This window comes from Exiguobacterium sp. s131 (genome assembly GCF_018617345.1).
Taxonomy (GTDB): domain Bacteria; phylum Bacillota; class Bacilli; order Exiguobacteriales; family Exiguobacteriaceae; genus Exiguobacterium; species Exiguobacterium profundum.
Window position 1 is genome coordinate 1,201,254 of sequence record NZ_JACSJX010000001.1, and the last position, 14,907, is coordinate 1,216,160.

A 14,907-nucleotide genomic window follows, 5' to 3' on the forward strand; every position below is an offset into this window, starting at 1 on the left:
CAAGTGCTGATGAAGGAAGTGTACGTAATCAATATGAACAGAATATGAACGACATCAAAAATGTAGATGAACCGTGGTGCCGGTTCCGAGGTTTGACTCGACTGTGATGTTTCCGCCATGTAGGTCGATGATATCTGAGGTGATGGCAAGACCGAGACCTGTCCCTTGAGTCGTTCGAGCCGTGTCCCCGCGATAGAAGCGGTCGAACAGGTGCTCTTTTGTCTCGTCGTCCATCCCAACCCCCTGATCCGTAACCGAGATGACGATACCTGGGTCGACGGTACAGGTGATGTGGATTGTGCCTCCATCATGTGAAGCATGAACGGCGTTCATCAATACATTGTTCCAAACTTGTGCGAGTAGAACCGGGTCACTCTTCAAGACTACGTCTTGTGGGAAGTCGGTAACGACGGCAATCCCTTTTTGATCAAGGATGAAGGCGTTCATTTGAATGACTTCGGATACCGATTGAAGCACATTCACGTTCGTCTCGAGAATCGGGGGATTTTCATCCAATCGTGATAAAAGCAGGAGTTGCTTCGTTAATTGGGACAGTCGTTTCGTCTCCTGTTCGATGACACGCGCATATTCTCTTGATTCACCCTTCGTCCCGTCAGCTAATTTTTCTGCATAGCCACCTAGGGAGGTCAAAGGAGATTGAAATTCATGGGAGACATTCGAAACGAATCGTCGCTGGCTCGCTTCGGTACGATCGATCTCATTTGACATGTTTTGAAATTGTCGTGCCAACGTTCCGATTTCATCTTGACGCTCAACCGGAAGATGTTCCGGAGCTTTACGCATGGCGACGGATGTGGTCGCATTCGTGAGCGTCTGCAATGGGCGGACCAAGGACCTTGTCGAAATGGCGATCAAGCCAAATGCCAAGAGGGTCACGAGTGCGAAAAATAGACCGACGAACAGATGTAACTCACGGATTTGGGCACTCAAGTCCGGACGGATAAAAATGACGTCTCCGTTTTCAAGTGTAAATCCATATGTGTTCGTCAATTCATTATCGAACAATCCGAGCAAGAAGAGATGAAACGGAAAGTCACGCATTCCCTGATATGGAGACCCGTTCCGAACGGATTGAATCACTGTGTCAGAGATAGTCTCATCCCGAAAGGCACCGCCAAAACGTCGACGTTCGTCAGTCGCATCCACGACGACCAGTTGATATCCAGTCGCAGCTAAGAAAGTATAGAAGGCATCATAGTCTAAATCGGTATGGTTCTCGACATACGACTCCGCCATTTTGGCGACCCGTTCCGTCTTCTCGCTATAGGAAGGTTGCCACCACGTATAATAAGCCACATTGCTGATCAACAGAGAGATGGCTCCGGATAGAAGTAAAATCAGGAACATCGTGACGATGATTCGCGTGTAGAGTGTCTTCATCCGTTCACCTCGAGTGCGTATCCGACACCTCGTACCGTTCGAATTGTCAGAGCAGGGTGATCGAACCGATTACGAAGTCGCTTGATATGCACATCAACCGTTCGCTCATCCCCCTCGAAATCAAATCCCCACACCAACTCGATCAACTCCTCACGACGATACACTCTTCCCGGAAAAGAGGCGAGTTGAAATAATAGCTCGAACTCTTTTTTAGGAAGATAGAACAGCTGCCCTTCAAGCGTCACCTCGTACTCTCTTAAATCGAGTCGAAGAGGACCGGCTTGAATTTGTGAAGCGGCCGAACGTTGATAACGTCGCGAGACGGCTTGCAAACGAAAGAGTAACTCCTCAGGGATGAACGGTTTGGTCACATAGTCGTCTGCCCCATGAACGAATCCTTCACGCTTATCTTCCCATTCATCGAGAGCGGTTAGTAAAATGACGGGAATATCGAGAGTCGCCTTGAGTCGTAGACACAATTCACGACCGTCAAGCCCTGGGAGCATGATGTCGACAATCGCGGCATCGATTGGTTGCATCGTGAAACGTTCTTCGCCTGTGTTCCCGTCGGTCGCTGTCAACACCTCATGACCCGCATCCTCGAACGTTTCTTTCACAAGGCGTAAAATGGAGGGGTCGTCTTCTACGATGAGTATACGCATAGCGGTCGTTCCTTTCCTAAATAGGTTCGACACGAAACGAGGTGACCCATGCGGAGTCACCTCGAATCGTATCAGCTTTATTGCTTCGTCATCTCTTGATGAAGGGCACGGAGGGCGCGGATGAACGCATCCTTAAAGTATTTGTCTTCTTGAGTCTCTAATGTTTGGATGGCCTTTTGGTCACCGTTACTCGCTTTGACGAGGAGATTCACGACTGTTCCCCAGCGTTTCACATGTTCTGGGCGAGGGTGGTTCAACGCGGTCGTCAACGTGAACCAATACGGTTGATCGCGTCGCTGTAACGTGGCAATCATCTGTTTGGCAAGGAGTGCTTCTTCTTCAGAAGGGATAGTTGCCGTGGCGAACCAACCGAGCATCGAGGCGCTCATCGATTCAAGTTCTTGTTTCATCGCAGGTTCGATCGGCATCCGTCCGAAGTCTGTCACGTTGACGAAAACCAGTCGGTCTTTCGGGTCGATATGTGTGATCCATCCTGACACTGACTTCATCTTTTCACGTTCTTTTGACTGGGCTTTACACGTGTAGCCTTGAAGTTTTCCGATGTAGATGCGGAATTGTCCACGGTCGACATGCTTGTCCACTTTGAACTCAATCTCTTGTCCCGCTTGAAACGGTTGATTCCGTTTATTCAACGTCTGACCCTTTTTCAATTCAGGTCGCTTGGAGATATGACGCAGTGCTTCCTGTTCAGTCCGGTCATCCAATGTCCAGAGGTTATGAGGGGTCACGTTTTTAAAACGATGACGCCGAACGTAGATGTATTGATCAAGTGCGTCGATTGCGTCTGCCGAAGTGGAAGTTCCATTCAAATAGTCATCAGCGATGTCACGTAAGGTGAGGGATTCGAGACGGTCGATATGTCCTGAATAGGGGACGCTTCCGACAACAAATAACGCGGTCGCAATCAACTCACTTTCTCGAGGGGTCAGCGGTCGTTTGGCCATGGTGCACTTCCTCTCTCTCAATTCATATGATTAGTATAACAAAAACAGTTAGAATGTTGTGAACTCAACTGCGATTTGGAAAAAAATGAGGAATGGACAGGATTCCCACCATTTATCTCGAATAATGACTTGTAGAAAATCGGATGTAGGAATGAAAAAGTGAGGTGAGGCAATGAAGCTCTCCATCGAATCTGGGGATTATGTCGTATTGATTGAAATCAATAAAGAAGTACTCAAATGTGCATCCCTTGAGGAAGCCGATCAGGCAGATCGTCTGCGATATGAACTCGTTGGTCGGATGAGCGAACGCTTGCCAGCAGAAGTCATCGTTCCGTCGATCATCGATTACATTCGCTTCGGAAGCGGATATATCGGAGATCGCATCGTCTGGGACGCGGAAACGGAGTCTTTTTTTTGCCAGCAGTTTGAGACCATTGACGGGTCTCCACTTGGAGAGGACCTCGAGGGATTCCGTCCCGACCCAAGCCGGGTGGAACTGGCGCGCTACTATACGTACTTGACGATTGGACGGATTGTCGAGTTTGATATGCTGCACCCGGATGAGCCGAGCTATTGGTAAACTTAGCAACAACTTTTTATTCAAAAAAAGGGAAATCTAATCCAAAGTTTGAGATAATGGAGTCACTTTATCAGTTTGGAATGGAGCGGAAGGAATGAAAAAGATTGCCCTTTTGACAGCGATTGCCCTTTTACTGCCGGTCGGAGTAGATGCGGCAAAGCCTGTTGTCTTAAATTTACATGGTTATGTCGTATCAGAACCACAAGTCACGAGTCAATATTATGTGAAGCAAATCGGCATGGATTTGGCCTGGAATAAGACGAGAGGCGCAACTGATATCGTTGTGGCGCTGATTGACTCGTCAGCTGACCGGAACCATACGGACTTGAAGAACGTTCCTCGTGTCGTCAATTCCATGAAAGGTCCATACACTGCGGATATTCATGGCACACATACCGCTGGGATCATGGCCGGCAAACATAACCGTTTTGGGATCGCCGGACTCGCGCCGAACGTCCGCTATCACTTTTATAATGTGTTTTATGGGGTGAATTCAGATAAAACAGACTCTTGGACGGTCGCCAATGCAGTGGATACGGCTGTAGCGAAAGGGGCGAACATCATCAACCTCTCGCTTGGAGGGGATGATTATGATAGTCGTTTGGCCACATCGATTAAACGGGCAAGGGCGAAAGGGGTCATTATCGTCGCATCATCTGGAAATGATCGAAAACAGACGATCAATTTTCCTGCAAACATGAAAGAGGTAATCGCGGTCGGTGCAATTGATTCTAGACATCGTCTCGCGAGCTTTAGCAATATGGACGATCGCGTCAAAATCGTGGCGCCAGGTGTGAACATCCTCTCTCTAGGAATCAACAACCGCTTTATCTTTATGGACGGGACCTCGATGGCGGCACCGATGGTCACGGCGAGCCTCGCGCTCGTCAAATCGATCAATCCTTATTTGACACCTGGTGAGATCGACCAATTGATTGCGAAGATGCCAAAAGCCTCCGGAAAGTCTTATACGGAATTGAATGCGATGAAACTGCTAGAGGCAACGGCTCGCCCTATTCACATCTCTGCCCCTTCGGTGTGGAAGAGTCGATACGTGAATGATGTCAAGTTGAGTGTCATGAACCATTCGAACTTAAAGTCCTCGTTCACACTGTATCAAGGGAACAAGAAAGTCAAGACGCTCACACCAAATCGGTCGTTCACGATGTATTCGAGCGGGGATTGGTTACCGAGCGGACAATATCGCATCGTCGGTCAAGTCACGGATGGAAAACATAAGCGATACACGAGCCGAACGATTGATTATGTCAACACGTTGAAGACGGCAGTGTCTGTGAAGGTGTCGGAAGAAGGGACGTTCTCGATTCATACGACACGAAAAGGCACGGTCACGATACTTGATTCAAATGGGAAGGTCTTGTACGAAGCGCTCCACATCGCCGGGACATTCCCGGTAAGAGGGAATACGACACAGAAGCTGACGGTCATCCTTAAACCGACGGACCTTCGCGAAAAAGTGGTGACGACATCTTTTGAGCCACCAATCATCGAAGACGAGCCTCCGGTCACAGAGACCTTGTAAGATAAAAAGCCGCCTGCTCCTAACGGAGAGACGGCTTTTTCTATTTAATCGATGATGATGGCTTCTCCACACCAACGGATACTCGCTTCTAATACGTTCCCTTGGTCATCAATATGCTCGAAACTGAGTTTCCCATCTCGGATGATTTCGCAAAGACCGACTCGGACACGGTCGCTCCAAGCGCGACGCGTCTCATGCGTTTCATCGAACACTGGAATGGCGTCCGGGAAACGCTCCTCGAGATGTGCTAAATTGTGATGGTCAAAATGATAAGGTCGTTTCGAGAGTTCGTTCGGTGCCTTGATGTCGAACGGTTCAAACCCTCGGACGAGACGATTATTTCGGTAGAAGGCGAACACGCCGTTGTTCGGGTGGAGCACTTTAATGTCATCGATTTCTATTACATAAGTCAGACGTTGAATCCAACCGTTTTTTGCATCCTGATGCATCAAAATCCCTCCTTATTCAATGAACACGCCTTATTTTAGCGCTGACTGAACGTAAAATCAAGTTTCGAATTTAAGTTGTCAACCGTTCAAATTTCAGCTACAATGGTTGAAGTGACTATGAAGTCTGGACAATCGCGGGACGCAAGTCTTGAGGAAAGTCCATGCTCGCACAGCCTGTGATGGCTGTAGTGATCGTGCTACACGAAACGATAAGTGTAGGCAACGCAAGTTGACGGCAGAAGAAACACCTAAGTCCTCGGATATGGTGTCCGCTTCTTGAAAGTGCCACAGTGACGGAGTCTGATCGGAAACGTTCAGAGTGGAACGAGGTAAACCCCACGAGCGAGAAACCCAAACTATGGTAGGGGAACTTCCAGACCGGAATCGAACGGGACGGAGGGCGCTGATGTGCGCAGATAGATGATTGTCACTCCATCGTGCCAGGGAGACCGCTATGAGCACCGGAGTACAGAACATGGCTTACAGGACAACATAGTCTCAACTGACAACGACAAGGAGTTCAAGCACATATACTTGAGCTCCTTTTTTCATGATTTTTTTACAACTTACAAAATGACTGAAAGATATTTATGTAGAAGGAAGGCGATTTAAATGGCAAAACGTAAACTGATTGCGACGGCAGCGATGGGAATCGAGGCACTTGTGGCAAAAGAAGTAAGGGATTTAGGATACACGTGCGAAGTCGAGAACGGACGGATTTATATCGACGCGGAAATGGAAGACATCCCACGTCTGAACATGTGGTTGCGGACAGCAGACCGGGTCAAACTCGTCGTTGCCGAGTTCAAGGCGACAACGTTTACAGAATTGTTTGACGGGGTCGTAGCGTTACCATGGACCGACCTCATGCCGTGGGACGCGGCGTTCACGGTCGACGGACGCTCGGTCAAATCAAAGCTGTTCTCGATTCGTGACTGTCAGAAAATCACGGAGAAGGCGATCGTTGAAGCGATGCAACGCGGCTATCGTAAAGAGGGAGAATGGTTGCCGAAGTCAGGCGCGAAATTCCCAATCGAAGTCGCTCTTTTGAAAGATGTGGCGACCATCACAATCGATACGTCCGGTCCACTTCACCGTCGAGGCTACCGTGAGCTTCATTCGCAAGCTCCACTCAAAGAGACGATGGCAGCGGCGATGATTCAATTGACAAACTGGCGTCCGGACATGCCGTTTTATGACGTATTTACAGGTTCAGGGACGCTCGCCATCGAAGCGGCGATGATTGGACGAAATATCGCGCCGGGTATCAACCGTGAATACTTCGCACAGGATTGGACATGCATCCCGAAAAAAGCCTGGTATGCGGCAATCAATGAAGCGAATGAGAAGGCGGAGTGGGATAAACCGTTAAAAATCTATGGAATCGACTTGGATCCGCGGATGGTGAAACTTGCAAAAGACAATGCGGAACTCGCTGACGTCCGTGATGCAATCACGTTCGTCCATAGTGACGCAGCCGCATTGAAGCCGAAAGAAGAGTACGGGGTCATCATCGGAAACCCACCTTATGGGGAACGACTTCAGTCAGAAGAAGAAATCATCGACTTGTACGAACGGATCGGGGAACAATATGCGAAATACCCTGGTTATAGTGTCTATATGTTGACGAGTTATGAAGACTTCGAGAAGGCATACGGGCGCCCGGCGACGAAGCGTCGGAAGCTGTACAACGGAAATATCGAGACGCAATATTATCAATACTTCGGAAAGCGTCGCCCACGTCCGGACCGTGACGCAAAACCGAAATCAGAATGATGAATCCATGACCGTTCACCTGAGCGGTCATTTTTCTGATTTCTTAGAACAAACTCACTTGTTTCATCATCCGTGTAACAGGATATACATAACATATGTATAATTAGAGGGGGACAGATGATGGAAAAGTATACAGTCGAATATCAGTTACATGTGAAAGAACAGAACACTCGGACGGTCGAGGTTGAAATGGACCGTGTGCCGGACTTAAATAATCAAGAAGAATTACATGCGGCTTACCAAATTGTATCTGACGCGATTCGTGAACCGATCACAAGTTTTGAGATTATATCTATTACGTGAGCCCGAGGCAATCGCTTCGGGCTTTCTACATAATATTGGAGGAGTGAGCAAATGAATATTTTAGTAGTGGGCATCGGGGATGTCGCCAAAAAAGCATATCTACCTGTATATGCCGGATTAAAGGACGTTGATGTGTATCTCGTCTCAAGGGATGAACAGAAGTTACACGATATCATCTCGACCTTTCGTTTCAAAGGAGGGTACTCAGACCTACACGCCGTGCCGATGACAGAAATCGATGCGGTCATGATTCATTCGACGACAGCTGTTCATTATGAGCAAGCCGAGTATTGTCTACGGCAAGGGAAGCATGTCTTCATCGACAAACCGATCACGTTCACTCTTGGAGAGACGGAACGACTCGTCGCACTTGCTAAAGAGAAAGGCGTCCATCTCGTCACAGGCTTCAATCGCCGATTTGCAACGGCCACACAGGCGCTCAAACAAGTCGAAGAAAAAAATATGGTCTTCATTCAAAAGAGCAGAACGTATAAACCGGCATCGCTTCGTGAATTTGTGATCGAGGATTTCGTGCATGTCGTCGATACGCTCCGTTATTTGACCGACCTTCAGCCTGTCGAACGTTTACGTGTCACACCTCGATTTGAAGGGGATGTGCTGAAACAAGTGATGATTCATTTCAAGGCAGGGGGAATCGAGGCAATCGGTTGGATGAACCGAGACAACAGTTGCACCGAAGAAGTGATGGAAGTCATGTCACCGACCGTAAAGCGAGTCACGCGTGATGTGGAGCGGATTACAGACTATGGACGAGACGGTGTGAAGGAATGGTCACTCGACCCATGGGAGTCGAATTTGAAACGTCGAGGGTTTATCGACCTTGTGGAAGACTTCTTACGTTTACTTCGTGGGGAACCGAACGCCTCCGTTGTCGCGGAAGACAGTCTCGAGACACATCGTCTCTGTGAAGAGATTCTAAAGGAAGTGCGATGAACACACTGTTTCCGTCATATTCAGACCGGGTAAAAACCCGATAAAAGGAGGCGATTTCGTTGGATATTCGTGAACTGATTATGCAAATCAATGACTATTTATGGTCGTACCTTCTCATCTTCGTATTGATTGCAGGAGGTCTTTATTTTACGATTCGGATGGGGTTCGTTCAATTTCGATTGTTACCGGAAATGTTTAAACTTTTATTCGTGAAAGGAAACAAGCATGAGAAAGGACAGGTCTCATCTTTCCAAGCATTCGCCATCGGAACGGCGGCCAGGGTCGGTACGGGGAACATCGCCGGTGTATCGACAGCAATCGCCTTAGGCGGACCTGGCGCCGTATTTTGGATGTGGCTCATCGCCTTGATTGGAGCAGCGTCGGCGTTTGTTGAAAGTACGCTCGCCCAGGTGTATAAAGTGCATGACGGCAAGGCGTGGCGCGGTGGTCCGGCGTACTATATCGAACGTGCACTTGGTGCACGCTGGTTAGGCATCGTATTTGCCATTTTGATTACGTTCGCGTTCGGTTTTGCGTTCAACTCCGTCCAGGCAAATACAATCGCACTCTCCGTGAATAACGTATTTGAGATCGATACGGTCTGGGTCGGCATCATCTTGTCCGTTGTCACCGCTATCGTCATCTTCGGTGGGATTCGTTCCATCTCGACCTTATCGGGAATCATTGTACCAATCATGGCGGGCGGTTATATCTTACTCGCTATTTGGGTCGTCCTTACGAATCTTGATGTCGTGCCACAGGTGTTCTCCGCCATCTTCTCTGAAGGTGTCCTCGGTTTCCAACAGTTGTTCGGTGGTGCGGTCGGTGCAGCCGTCCTCCAAGGAATTCGACGTGGTCTCTTCTCGAACGAGGCAGGGATGGGGTCTGCCCCTAACGCCGCAGCTACCGCTGAGGTGAGTCACCCGGTCAAGCAAGGATTGATTCAATCGCTTAGCGTATTCGTTGACACCTTGTTCATCTGTACCGCAACAGCGATGATTGTCCTCATTTCAGGAGTTGAAGGCTCTGAAGCCTTCCAAGGGATTGAGCTTGCCCAAGAGGCGCTTCTCGTTGAAATCGGACCGATTGCGACGACTCTCATGACTGTCGCCATCTTACTTTTTGCTTTCAGTTCGATTTTGGCCAATTATTATTATGGAGAGACGAACATCGAGTTCATATCTGAGAAGAAGCGATATTTGATAATCTATCGGATTGCCGTTGTCGGGATGGTCATGTTCGGTTCGGTACGATCTGCGGGACTGGTCTGGTCGATTGCCGACATCTTTATGGGCTTGATGGCGCTCGTCAACATGTATGCGATTTTCCGATTGGGTAAAGTTGCCAAGACGCTCCTCGACGACTATATGGTTCAAAAGAAAGAAGGAAGAGACCCAGAATTCTTTAAAGATGATGTCGAACTTCCTGGTAAAGAACATATTGAAGCGTGGGAAACGAAAAAAGAAGAAATCAGTTAAAGGATTATCAATCAATGGGACGCCCCTGGCATCAGGGGTTTCCTCTTCATTTTAAATCGTTTATTTCAAATACCGCACTTATTTTTTAAAAGAAAGTAGAGAGTAACGATGAAACAAGTATTTTTGACAATCGTCAAGCGATTTTTTACTGAACGTTTTTTTGATCAAGCGGCCATGTTAGCCTATTATTTCATTTTATCCACGTTCCCGTTCTTATTATTCGTATTAGGGATTGTTGGATTTTTACCGTTTACGAGTGGCGATGTGATTCAAGCGTTATCACTCATCATGCCTGAAGCCAGTTACAAGCTATTAGAAGGGAACATTGAAGCCGTATTCGACAACTCCAAATTGAAATTGGCATCTTTCAGTATCTTACCAGCACTCTGGATCTCATCTATGGCCGTACAATCTCTCGTGCGAGCATTGAACGATGCCTACCGGGCTGTTCGTAATAAAGCCTTTTGGAGGGGCGTCTTACAGGATATCGCCATCACCTTGGCGCTCATGTTTGTGTTGCCATTTTCATTGCTTGTCCCTGTGATTGAGACGGCACTTCGAGAAATCTCTTCATACGTGTTGTTCATCGATGAGATTGTCACGACATATGCGCAGATTTGGTTTTACTTCAGATGGATCATCGGAACAGGTCTTCTATTCACTGTATTCGTATTTGTATATAAGTGGTTGCCAAGTGTGTCCGGAACATTTAAAAATAGTTGGGCCGGAGCCGCTTTTGCAACAGTAGGGATTCTGCTTGTCTCGAACGTGTTTAGTTACTATTCACAATTCGCAAACTACGAGCAGTTTTATGGTCAACTCGGTGCGTTCATCGTCTTATTGATTTGGTTTTATCTCGCTGCCTCTGTCATCTTGCTTGGTGGGCTGTTGAATGCGACGTTAATCGAGAGGAAAGAAAAACTTCGTTAGACGTGTAATTGCTAGTTATCATTCGAAAGAATAGGGAATGGTATCGTAAGGTCACATCATCAAAGCGGAGGTGGGAGACATGGATATGCAACGGCTCGTACACAATCGTCGTTTCATCGATCAATCATTGTTTTACCTCGCCTTACATCTATGGAAATGGATCCTACTGTTACCTGTCTTGTTCTACTTGGACGTATCGTTCCGACATTCGCCATTTTCTGAGTACTTGATAGTCAGTATCATCTTGTATCTCATGTTTCGTGTGATTCAATATGTGATAGCTAGCCGAGCTTCTCTCATGGAATTAGTAGAGTTCGGGTATGGGGTGCTATCACTTGTTCTTGTCTTCTCGTTCATGATGGAAATCGGCGCGCCACCGATCGCTGTCGCGATAGTTGGAGCTGCATACTTGAGCCATCCGATGCTTTCTCTACATCACTATCAAAACTTTTCAGAGCGCAAATGGTTAAACAAACAGTTTCAATTATTTAGCCCAATGCTTCGCCAGGGTGAGGTACCGGTTCATGTCCTCGTGTTGACGGAAGATGAAATTGTGATTACTGTAGAAAGTGGAAAAGAGTTTACGTACCGTCATATTTACTGGGGCGGTTTTTATGTAGAAAATCCTTCCTAAAAGGTGGTTACTCAGTTGTTTAGTGGATTTGATAATGTGATTGTCATCGTATTCTGGATTGCAACATTCATCGCTTTCTTTAAAGGCGCCTATGATATGTGGCGTGAATACCGAACGTCGAAAGAAAAATCAGTATTGTACTTCTTAATCGTACTGATTCTCACATGGTTTTGGTTCAATCCATACGAATTGGTCGCATTGCATCCGTTCGTACTAATGGCGTACTATTGGAACCGAAATCGGTGGATGCGAAACGCAATGTTCGTGTTGGTTCTCGTACCGTTTGTGATTCGTGTCTGGTTAATCGCAGCATCGATGTAAAACAAAAAACTCGGTCCCTTTATAGGGAACCGAGTTTTTGTGTGAATCGTTACTCTTTCTTCGCAGCTGCCAATTCAGCTTCCATTTCACCGAATTCACGGTTGATACGTTTTTGTTCTTTCTGGCTAGTAAAGTTACTGACAAGCACGATTGCCAACATACTCAAGAAGAAGCCAGGTACCATTTCATAAAGGACTGTCGAAAGTCCAGTGACGATCCAGAGAATGACGGTAATGGCACCGACGAGGATACCAGCGAGGGCACCTTGACGCGTCATCTTGCTCCAGTAAAGTGACAAGAGGATTGCTGGTCCAAATGCAGAACCGAATCCAGCCCATGCATATCCGACGAGTGTGAGGATTGTACTTGATGGGTTGAGTGACATGAGCGTCGCTACAACTCCTACTAGCAAGACACCAACACGTCCGGCAAGGACCATCGTCTTCTCACTTGCATCTTTGTTGAAGAATTTACGATAGAAGTCTTCTGTCAATGCAGATGATGTGACGAGCAATTGCGACGATACCGTCGACATGACCGCAGCAAGGATGGCTGCCAATAAGAAACCAGTGATGAACGGGTGGAACAAGACTTCAGAGAATTGAATGAAGACTGTTTCCGGGTCCCCGAGTGGATTTCCTTGTCCACGGAAATAAGCGATTCCGACGAACCCTGTCATGACGGCACCGATGATAGATACTGTCATCCAGCTCATCCCGATACGACGAGCCGTTTTCAATGATTTCACATCACGGATTGCCATAAAGCGAACAATGATGTGTGGCTGACCGAAGTAACCAAGTCCCCAAGCGAGGAGACCGATAATCCCGAGTGTCGTCGTCCCTTTAAAGAGGTCGAACAAATCGGCATTGATTGTCGTTGCAGAGTTGACAGCAGTGTCTACTCCACCGATATCTGTTAAAGCGACGAATGGTACGAGCACGAGCGCCAAGAACATGATGACACCTTGTGCGAAGTCCGTCCAACTAACTGCCGTGAATCCACCGAAGAGGGTGTATAAGATGACGACACTAATTGTGACAATGACACCTGTCTGATAATTTAATCCGAATGAGCTTTCAAACAACTTCCCGCCGGATACAAGCCCAGCTGACGTGTAGAACGTGAAGAAGATGATGATGACGGATGCAGAAAGGATCCGTAGCCAGTTCGAGTGATCTCGGAACCGATTCTCTAAGAAATCTGGAATCGTAATCGAATCGTTCGCCATCTCTGTGAAGACGCGAAGTCGTGGAGCAACTAACAAGTAGTTCAAGTAAGCTCCGATGACCAATCCAACGGCTAACCAAATTGCTGATAGTCCAGTTGCATACATTGCACCCGGTAGTCCCATTAACATCCAACCACTCATATCCGAAGCTCCGGCTGACATGGCTGTAACACCTGGCCCCATTTTACGGCCACCTAACATATAATCTGATGAATCGGTCGTTCGTTTATAAGCAACGTATCCGATAAGAAGCATCATCACGAGATAAAGCGCGATTGATACCCATTCTTGCCATAACATTGAATTACCTCCTATTAAGTTAAAAGATCTATTTAATCAACTCGTTCGCGATTGTGTGAAGACATCACACAGTTAAAAACAAAAGTTGAAAATGCGAACTTGTGCTTTACCTTACAGAACCTTTGAAATGATTGCAAACTGACACTTTTTCATAAAATCGGCTCTAAAGCCCATCATACCAACGGATGAAGGCTAAAATTTTCAAATAAAAAGTTTAAATATTATGAATATTTGAAATGCTGAGGACTTTCCTGTGTAACATGAATGTAATATTTATGGGAAAATTTTCAGAAAACATAATTTTAATCATAAGAAAAAGAGCATCTTTGAATGCTCTTTACTTCTTTATTTGAATGCTTTTTCTTCAACGAGTCGCATCGTCGGGAATGTTTGTCCAGACTTCGCCTGCATCGTAACCAAGATATATGTTTCGCTATTATGTTTCATGATGAATACCATGGTATATCCGGATTCGTCCGTATAACCCGTCTTCGTGGCGGTCACAAACTTGGAGTAGTTGACACTTCGTTCATTAACCGATGAACCGAGGTGATACCACCAACGACGTTTGCCGCTACCGTCTTTATCTTTAAATTCGGCTTTAAATTCATAAGTCCCGGCAATTTCAATCAACTCCGGGTATGTACTGAATGCGAAGGCGATTTTAGCCATGTCGTTCGCCGTCGTATAATGATTCGGATCCGAGTAGCCATGCGCATTTACGAAATGCGTTCCAGTCAATCCTAAAACCTTTGCTCGATCATTCATCAATTGAACGAAGGCCTCGGTCGACCCGCTCGTGTATTCCGCAAGGCTGTTCGCAGCATCGTTTCCGGATTCAAGTAGCGTGGCGTAAAGTGCTTGACGAACTGTCAATGTATCCCCGATGGCAAGATGCGCGATATGGCTGTCCCATGGAATATCGAGTGTCGACTGTTGAATCGTAATGATTGGTTGGTCGAGTTCATTCGCTGCAGATGCCTTCTCATAAGCAAGCAGTGCCGTCATCAATTTGGTCGTACTGGCTGGAAACACACGATCATTGGCGTTTTTATCGATTAATATCTCTTGTTTGGTCACATTGACGAAAGTTAGTGCACCAACAGAGATTTCCTCATCCGAAATCATCTTCGTCTCACTCGGACTCCATGAACCCATGTCGATATCCGGGAAAAGCGGACCTATCTTCATCGGTTCAGCTTTTGGTGTGGACGCTTCTGCTAATGTCGGTGCTTCTTTATCTTGTTTAAATCCGACCAACGTCGGGATCAGTGCGATGATTCCGAGTAAAACGACCGCGGCAATCATTCTTCGCATGATGTACGTTCTTCTTCGGTGTCTCCTTCTACGGGTCAACAAAAGTCCCTCCTTTTTTGGTTA

Annotated in this window: 15 protein-coding genes and 1 other RNA gene; 10 read left to right on the top strand and 6 right to left on the bottom strand. The window is 46.9% G+C overall.

Annotated elements, in window-relative coordinates; all coding sequences use genetic code 11:
• Positions 1-54: 54 nt before the first annotated feature.
• The 3 genes from KNO69_RS06245 to KNO69_RS06255 all read right to left on the bottom strand — a co-directional run bounded on the left by KNO69_RS06245 (position 55) and on the right by KNO69_RS06255 (position 3,028).
• Complete coding sequence (locus KNO69_RS06245; RefSeq protein WP_214816782.1) at positions 55-1,401, bottom strand: sensor histidine kinase; 1,347 nt, start codon at positions 1,399-1,401, stop codon at positions 55-57.
• Complete coding sequence (locus KNO69_RS06250; protein ID WP_214816784.1) at positions 1,398-2,063, bottom strand: response regulator transcription factor; 666 nt, start codon at positions 2,061-2,063, stop codon at positions 1,398-1,400. Before KNO69_RS06250 ends, KNO69_RS06245 begins: the two co-directional genes overlap by 4 nt.
• A 77-nt stretch (positions 2,064-2,140) precedes the next feature.
• A complete protein-coding gene (locus KNO69_RS06255) occupies positions 2,141-3,028 on the bottom strand; it encodes a hypothetical protein (RefSeq protein WP_211782785.1) in 888 nt (295 codons plus the stop codon).
• 172 nt (positions 3,029-3,200) lie between these two features.
• Between KNO69_RS06255 and KNO69_RS06260 the strand changes: the two genes are divergently transcribed.
• Together KNO69_RS06260 and KNO69_RS06265 are read left to right on the top strand one after the other, a co-directional pair.
• Entirely contained in the window at positions 3,201-3,608 is a 408-nt protein-coding gene (locus KNO69_RS06260; protein ID WP_074036967.1) for a hypothetical protein, read from the top strand.
• A 94-nt stretch (positions 3,609-3,702) separates the two neighbouring features.
• Positions 3,703-5,151 carry a S8 family peptidase gene (locus KNO69_RS06265; protein WP_214816786.1) on the top strand — a complete coding sequence of 483 codons (1,449 nt, stop codon included), beginning with the start codon at positions 3,703-3,705 and terminating at the stop codon, positions 5,149-5,151.
• Positions 5,152-5,195: 44 nt separating this feature from the next.
• On the opposite strand, the gene KNO69_RS06270 is transcribed toward KNO69_RS06265, so the two are convergent.
• Complete coding sequence (locus KNO69_RS06270; protein ID WP_196430763.1) at positions 5,196-5,600, bottom strand: hypothetical protein; 405 nt, start codon at positions 5,598-5,600, stop codon at positions 5,196-5,198.
• Between the two features lie 120 nt (positions 5,601-5,720).
• Here KNO69_RS06270 and rnpB point away from each other — a divergent pair.
• From rnpB to KNO69_RS06310, 8 genes are all read left to right on the top strand, one after another.
• Positions 5,721-6,088: RNase P RNA component class B (gene rnpB, locus KNO69_RS06275), an RNA gene on the top strand.
• A 124-nt stretch (positions 6,089-6,212) separates the two neighbouring features.
• Entirely contained in the window at positions 6,213-7,376 is a 1,164-nt protein-coding gene (locus KNO69_RS06280) for a THUMP domain-containing class I SAM-dependent RNA methyltransferase (protein WP_074036970.1), read from the top strand.
• A gap of 120 nt (positions 7,377-7,496) precedes the next feature.
• Positions 7,497-7,679: a hypothetical protein gene (locus KNO69_RS06285; RefSeq protein ID WP_251124874.1), complete on the top strand. Its 183-nt coding sequence runs from the start codon at positions 7,497-7,499 to the stop codon at positions 7,677-7,679.
• Positions 7,680-7,730: 51 nt separating this feature from the next.
• Entirely contained in the window at positions 7,731-8,633 is a 903-nt protein-coding gene (locus KNO69_RS06290; RefSeq protein ID WP_214816790.1) for a Gfo/Idh/MocA family protein, read from the top strand.
• A gap of 59 nt (positions 8,634-8,692) precedes the next feature.
• Positions 8,693-10,111: an alanine/glycine:cation symporter family protein gene (locus KNO69_RS06295; protein WP_251124875.1), complete on the top strand. Its 1,419-nt coding sequence runs from the start codon at positions 8,693-8,695 to the stop codon at positions 10,109-10,111.
• A 108-nt stretch (positions 10,112-10,219) separates the two neighbouring features.
• Complete coding sequence (locus KNO69_RS06300; RefSeq protein ID WP_196430760.1) at positions 10,220-11,041, top strand: YihY/virulence factor BrkB family protein; 822 nt, start codon at positions 10,220-10,222, stop codon at positions 11,039-11,041.
• A gap of 79 nt (positions 11,042-11,120) precedes the next feature.
• Positions 11,121-11,675, top strand: a complete 555-nt coding sequence (locus tag KNO69_RS06305) for a hypothetical protein (RefSeq protein ID WP_214816793.1) — start codon at positions 11,121-11,123, stop codon at positions 11,673-11,675.
• A gap of 15 nt (positions 11,676-11,690) precedes the next feature.
• The gene (locus KNO69_RS06310; protein WP_078146956.1) at positions 11,691-11,996 is read left to right on the top strand and encodes a hypothetical protein; all 306 of its coding nucleotides are present in this window, start codon (positions 11,691-11,693) and stop codon (positions 11,994-11,996) included.
• Between the two features lie 49 nt (positions 11,997-12,045).
• On the opposite strand, the gene putP is transcribed toward KNO69_RS06310, so the two are convergent.
• Positions 12,046-13,527, bottom strand: coding sequence for a sodium/proline symporter PutP (gene putP / locus KNO69_RS06315; protein ID WP_078146955.1), 1,482 nt, complete (start codon positions 13,525-13,527; stop codon positions 12,046-12,048).
• 345 nt (positions 13,528-13,872) lie between these two features.
• Positions 13,873-14,844, bottom strand: a complete 972-nt coding sequence (locus tag KNO69_RS06320) for a D-alanyl-D-alanine carboxypeptidase family protein (RefSeq protein WP_251124876.1) — start codon at positions 14,842-14,844, stop codon at positions 13,873-13,875.
• Between the last annotated feature and the right edge of the window lie 63 nt (positions 14,845-14,907).

Bases quoted from the DNA above. Each gene is read 5' to 3' on its own strand.
- KNO69_RS06320 (WP_251124876.1), bottom strand. From the start codon at position 14,844: ATGCGAAGAATGATTGCCGCGGTCGTTTTACTCGGAATCATCGCACTG.
- KNO69_RS06255 (WP_211782785.1), bottom strand. From the start codon at position 3,028: ATGGCCAAACGACCGCTGACCCCTCGAGAAAGTGAGTTGATTGCGACC.
- KNO69_RS06260 (WP_074036967.1), top strand. From the start codon at position 3,201: ATGAAGCTCTCCATCGAATCTGGGGATTATGTCGTATTGATTGAAATC.
- KNO69_RS06280 (WP_074036970.1), top strand. From the start codon at position 6,213: ATGGCAAAACGTAAACTGATTGCGACGGCAGCGATGGGAATCGAGGCA.
- KNO69_RS06270 (WP_196430763.1), bottom strand. From the start codon at position 5,600: ATGCATCAGGATGCAAAAAACGGTTGGATTCAACGTCTGACTTATGTA.
- KNO69_RS06290 (WP_214816790.1), top strand. From the start codon at position 7,731: ATGAATATTTTAGTAGTGGGCATCGGGGATGTCGCCAAAAAAGCATAT.
- putP (WP_078146955.1), bottom strand. From the start codon at position 13,527: ATGTTATGGCAAGAATGGGTATCAATCGCGCTTTATCTCGTGATGATG.
- KNO69_RS06250 (WP_214816784.1), bottom strand. From the start codon at position 2,063: ATGCGTATACTCATCGTAGAAGACGACCCCTCCATTTTACGCCTTGTG.
- KNO69_RS06305 (WP_214816793.1), top strand. From the start codon at position 11,121: ATGGATATGCAACGGCTCGTACACAATCGTCGTTTCATCGATCAATCA.
- KNO69_RS06245 (WP_214816782.1), bottom strand. From the start codon at position 1,401: ATGAAGACACTCTACACGCGAATCATCGTCACGATGTTCCTGATTTTA.
- KNO69_RS06300 (WP_196430760.1), top strand. From the start codon at position 10,220: ATGAAACAAGTATTTTTGACAATCGTCAAGCGATTTTTTACTGAACGT.
- KNO69_RS06265 (WP_214816786.1), top strand. From the start codon at position 3,703: ATGAAAAAGATTGCCCTTTTGACAGCGATTGCCCTTTTACTGCCGGTC.
- KNO69_RS06285 (WP_251124874.1), top strand. From the start codon at position 7,497: ATGGAAAAGTATACAGTCGAATATCAGTTACATGTGAAAGAACAGAAC.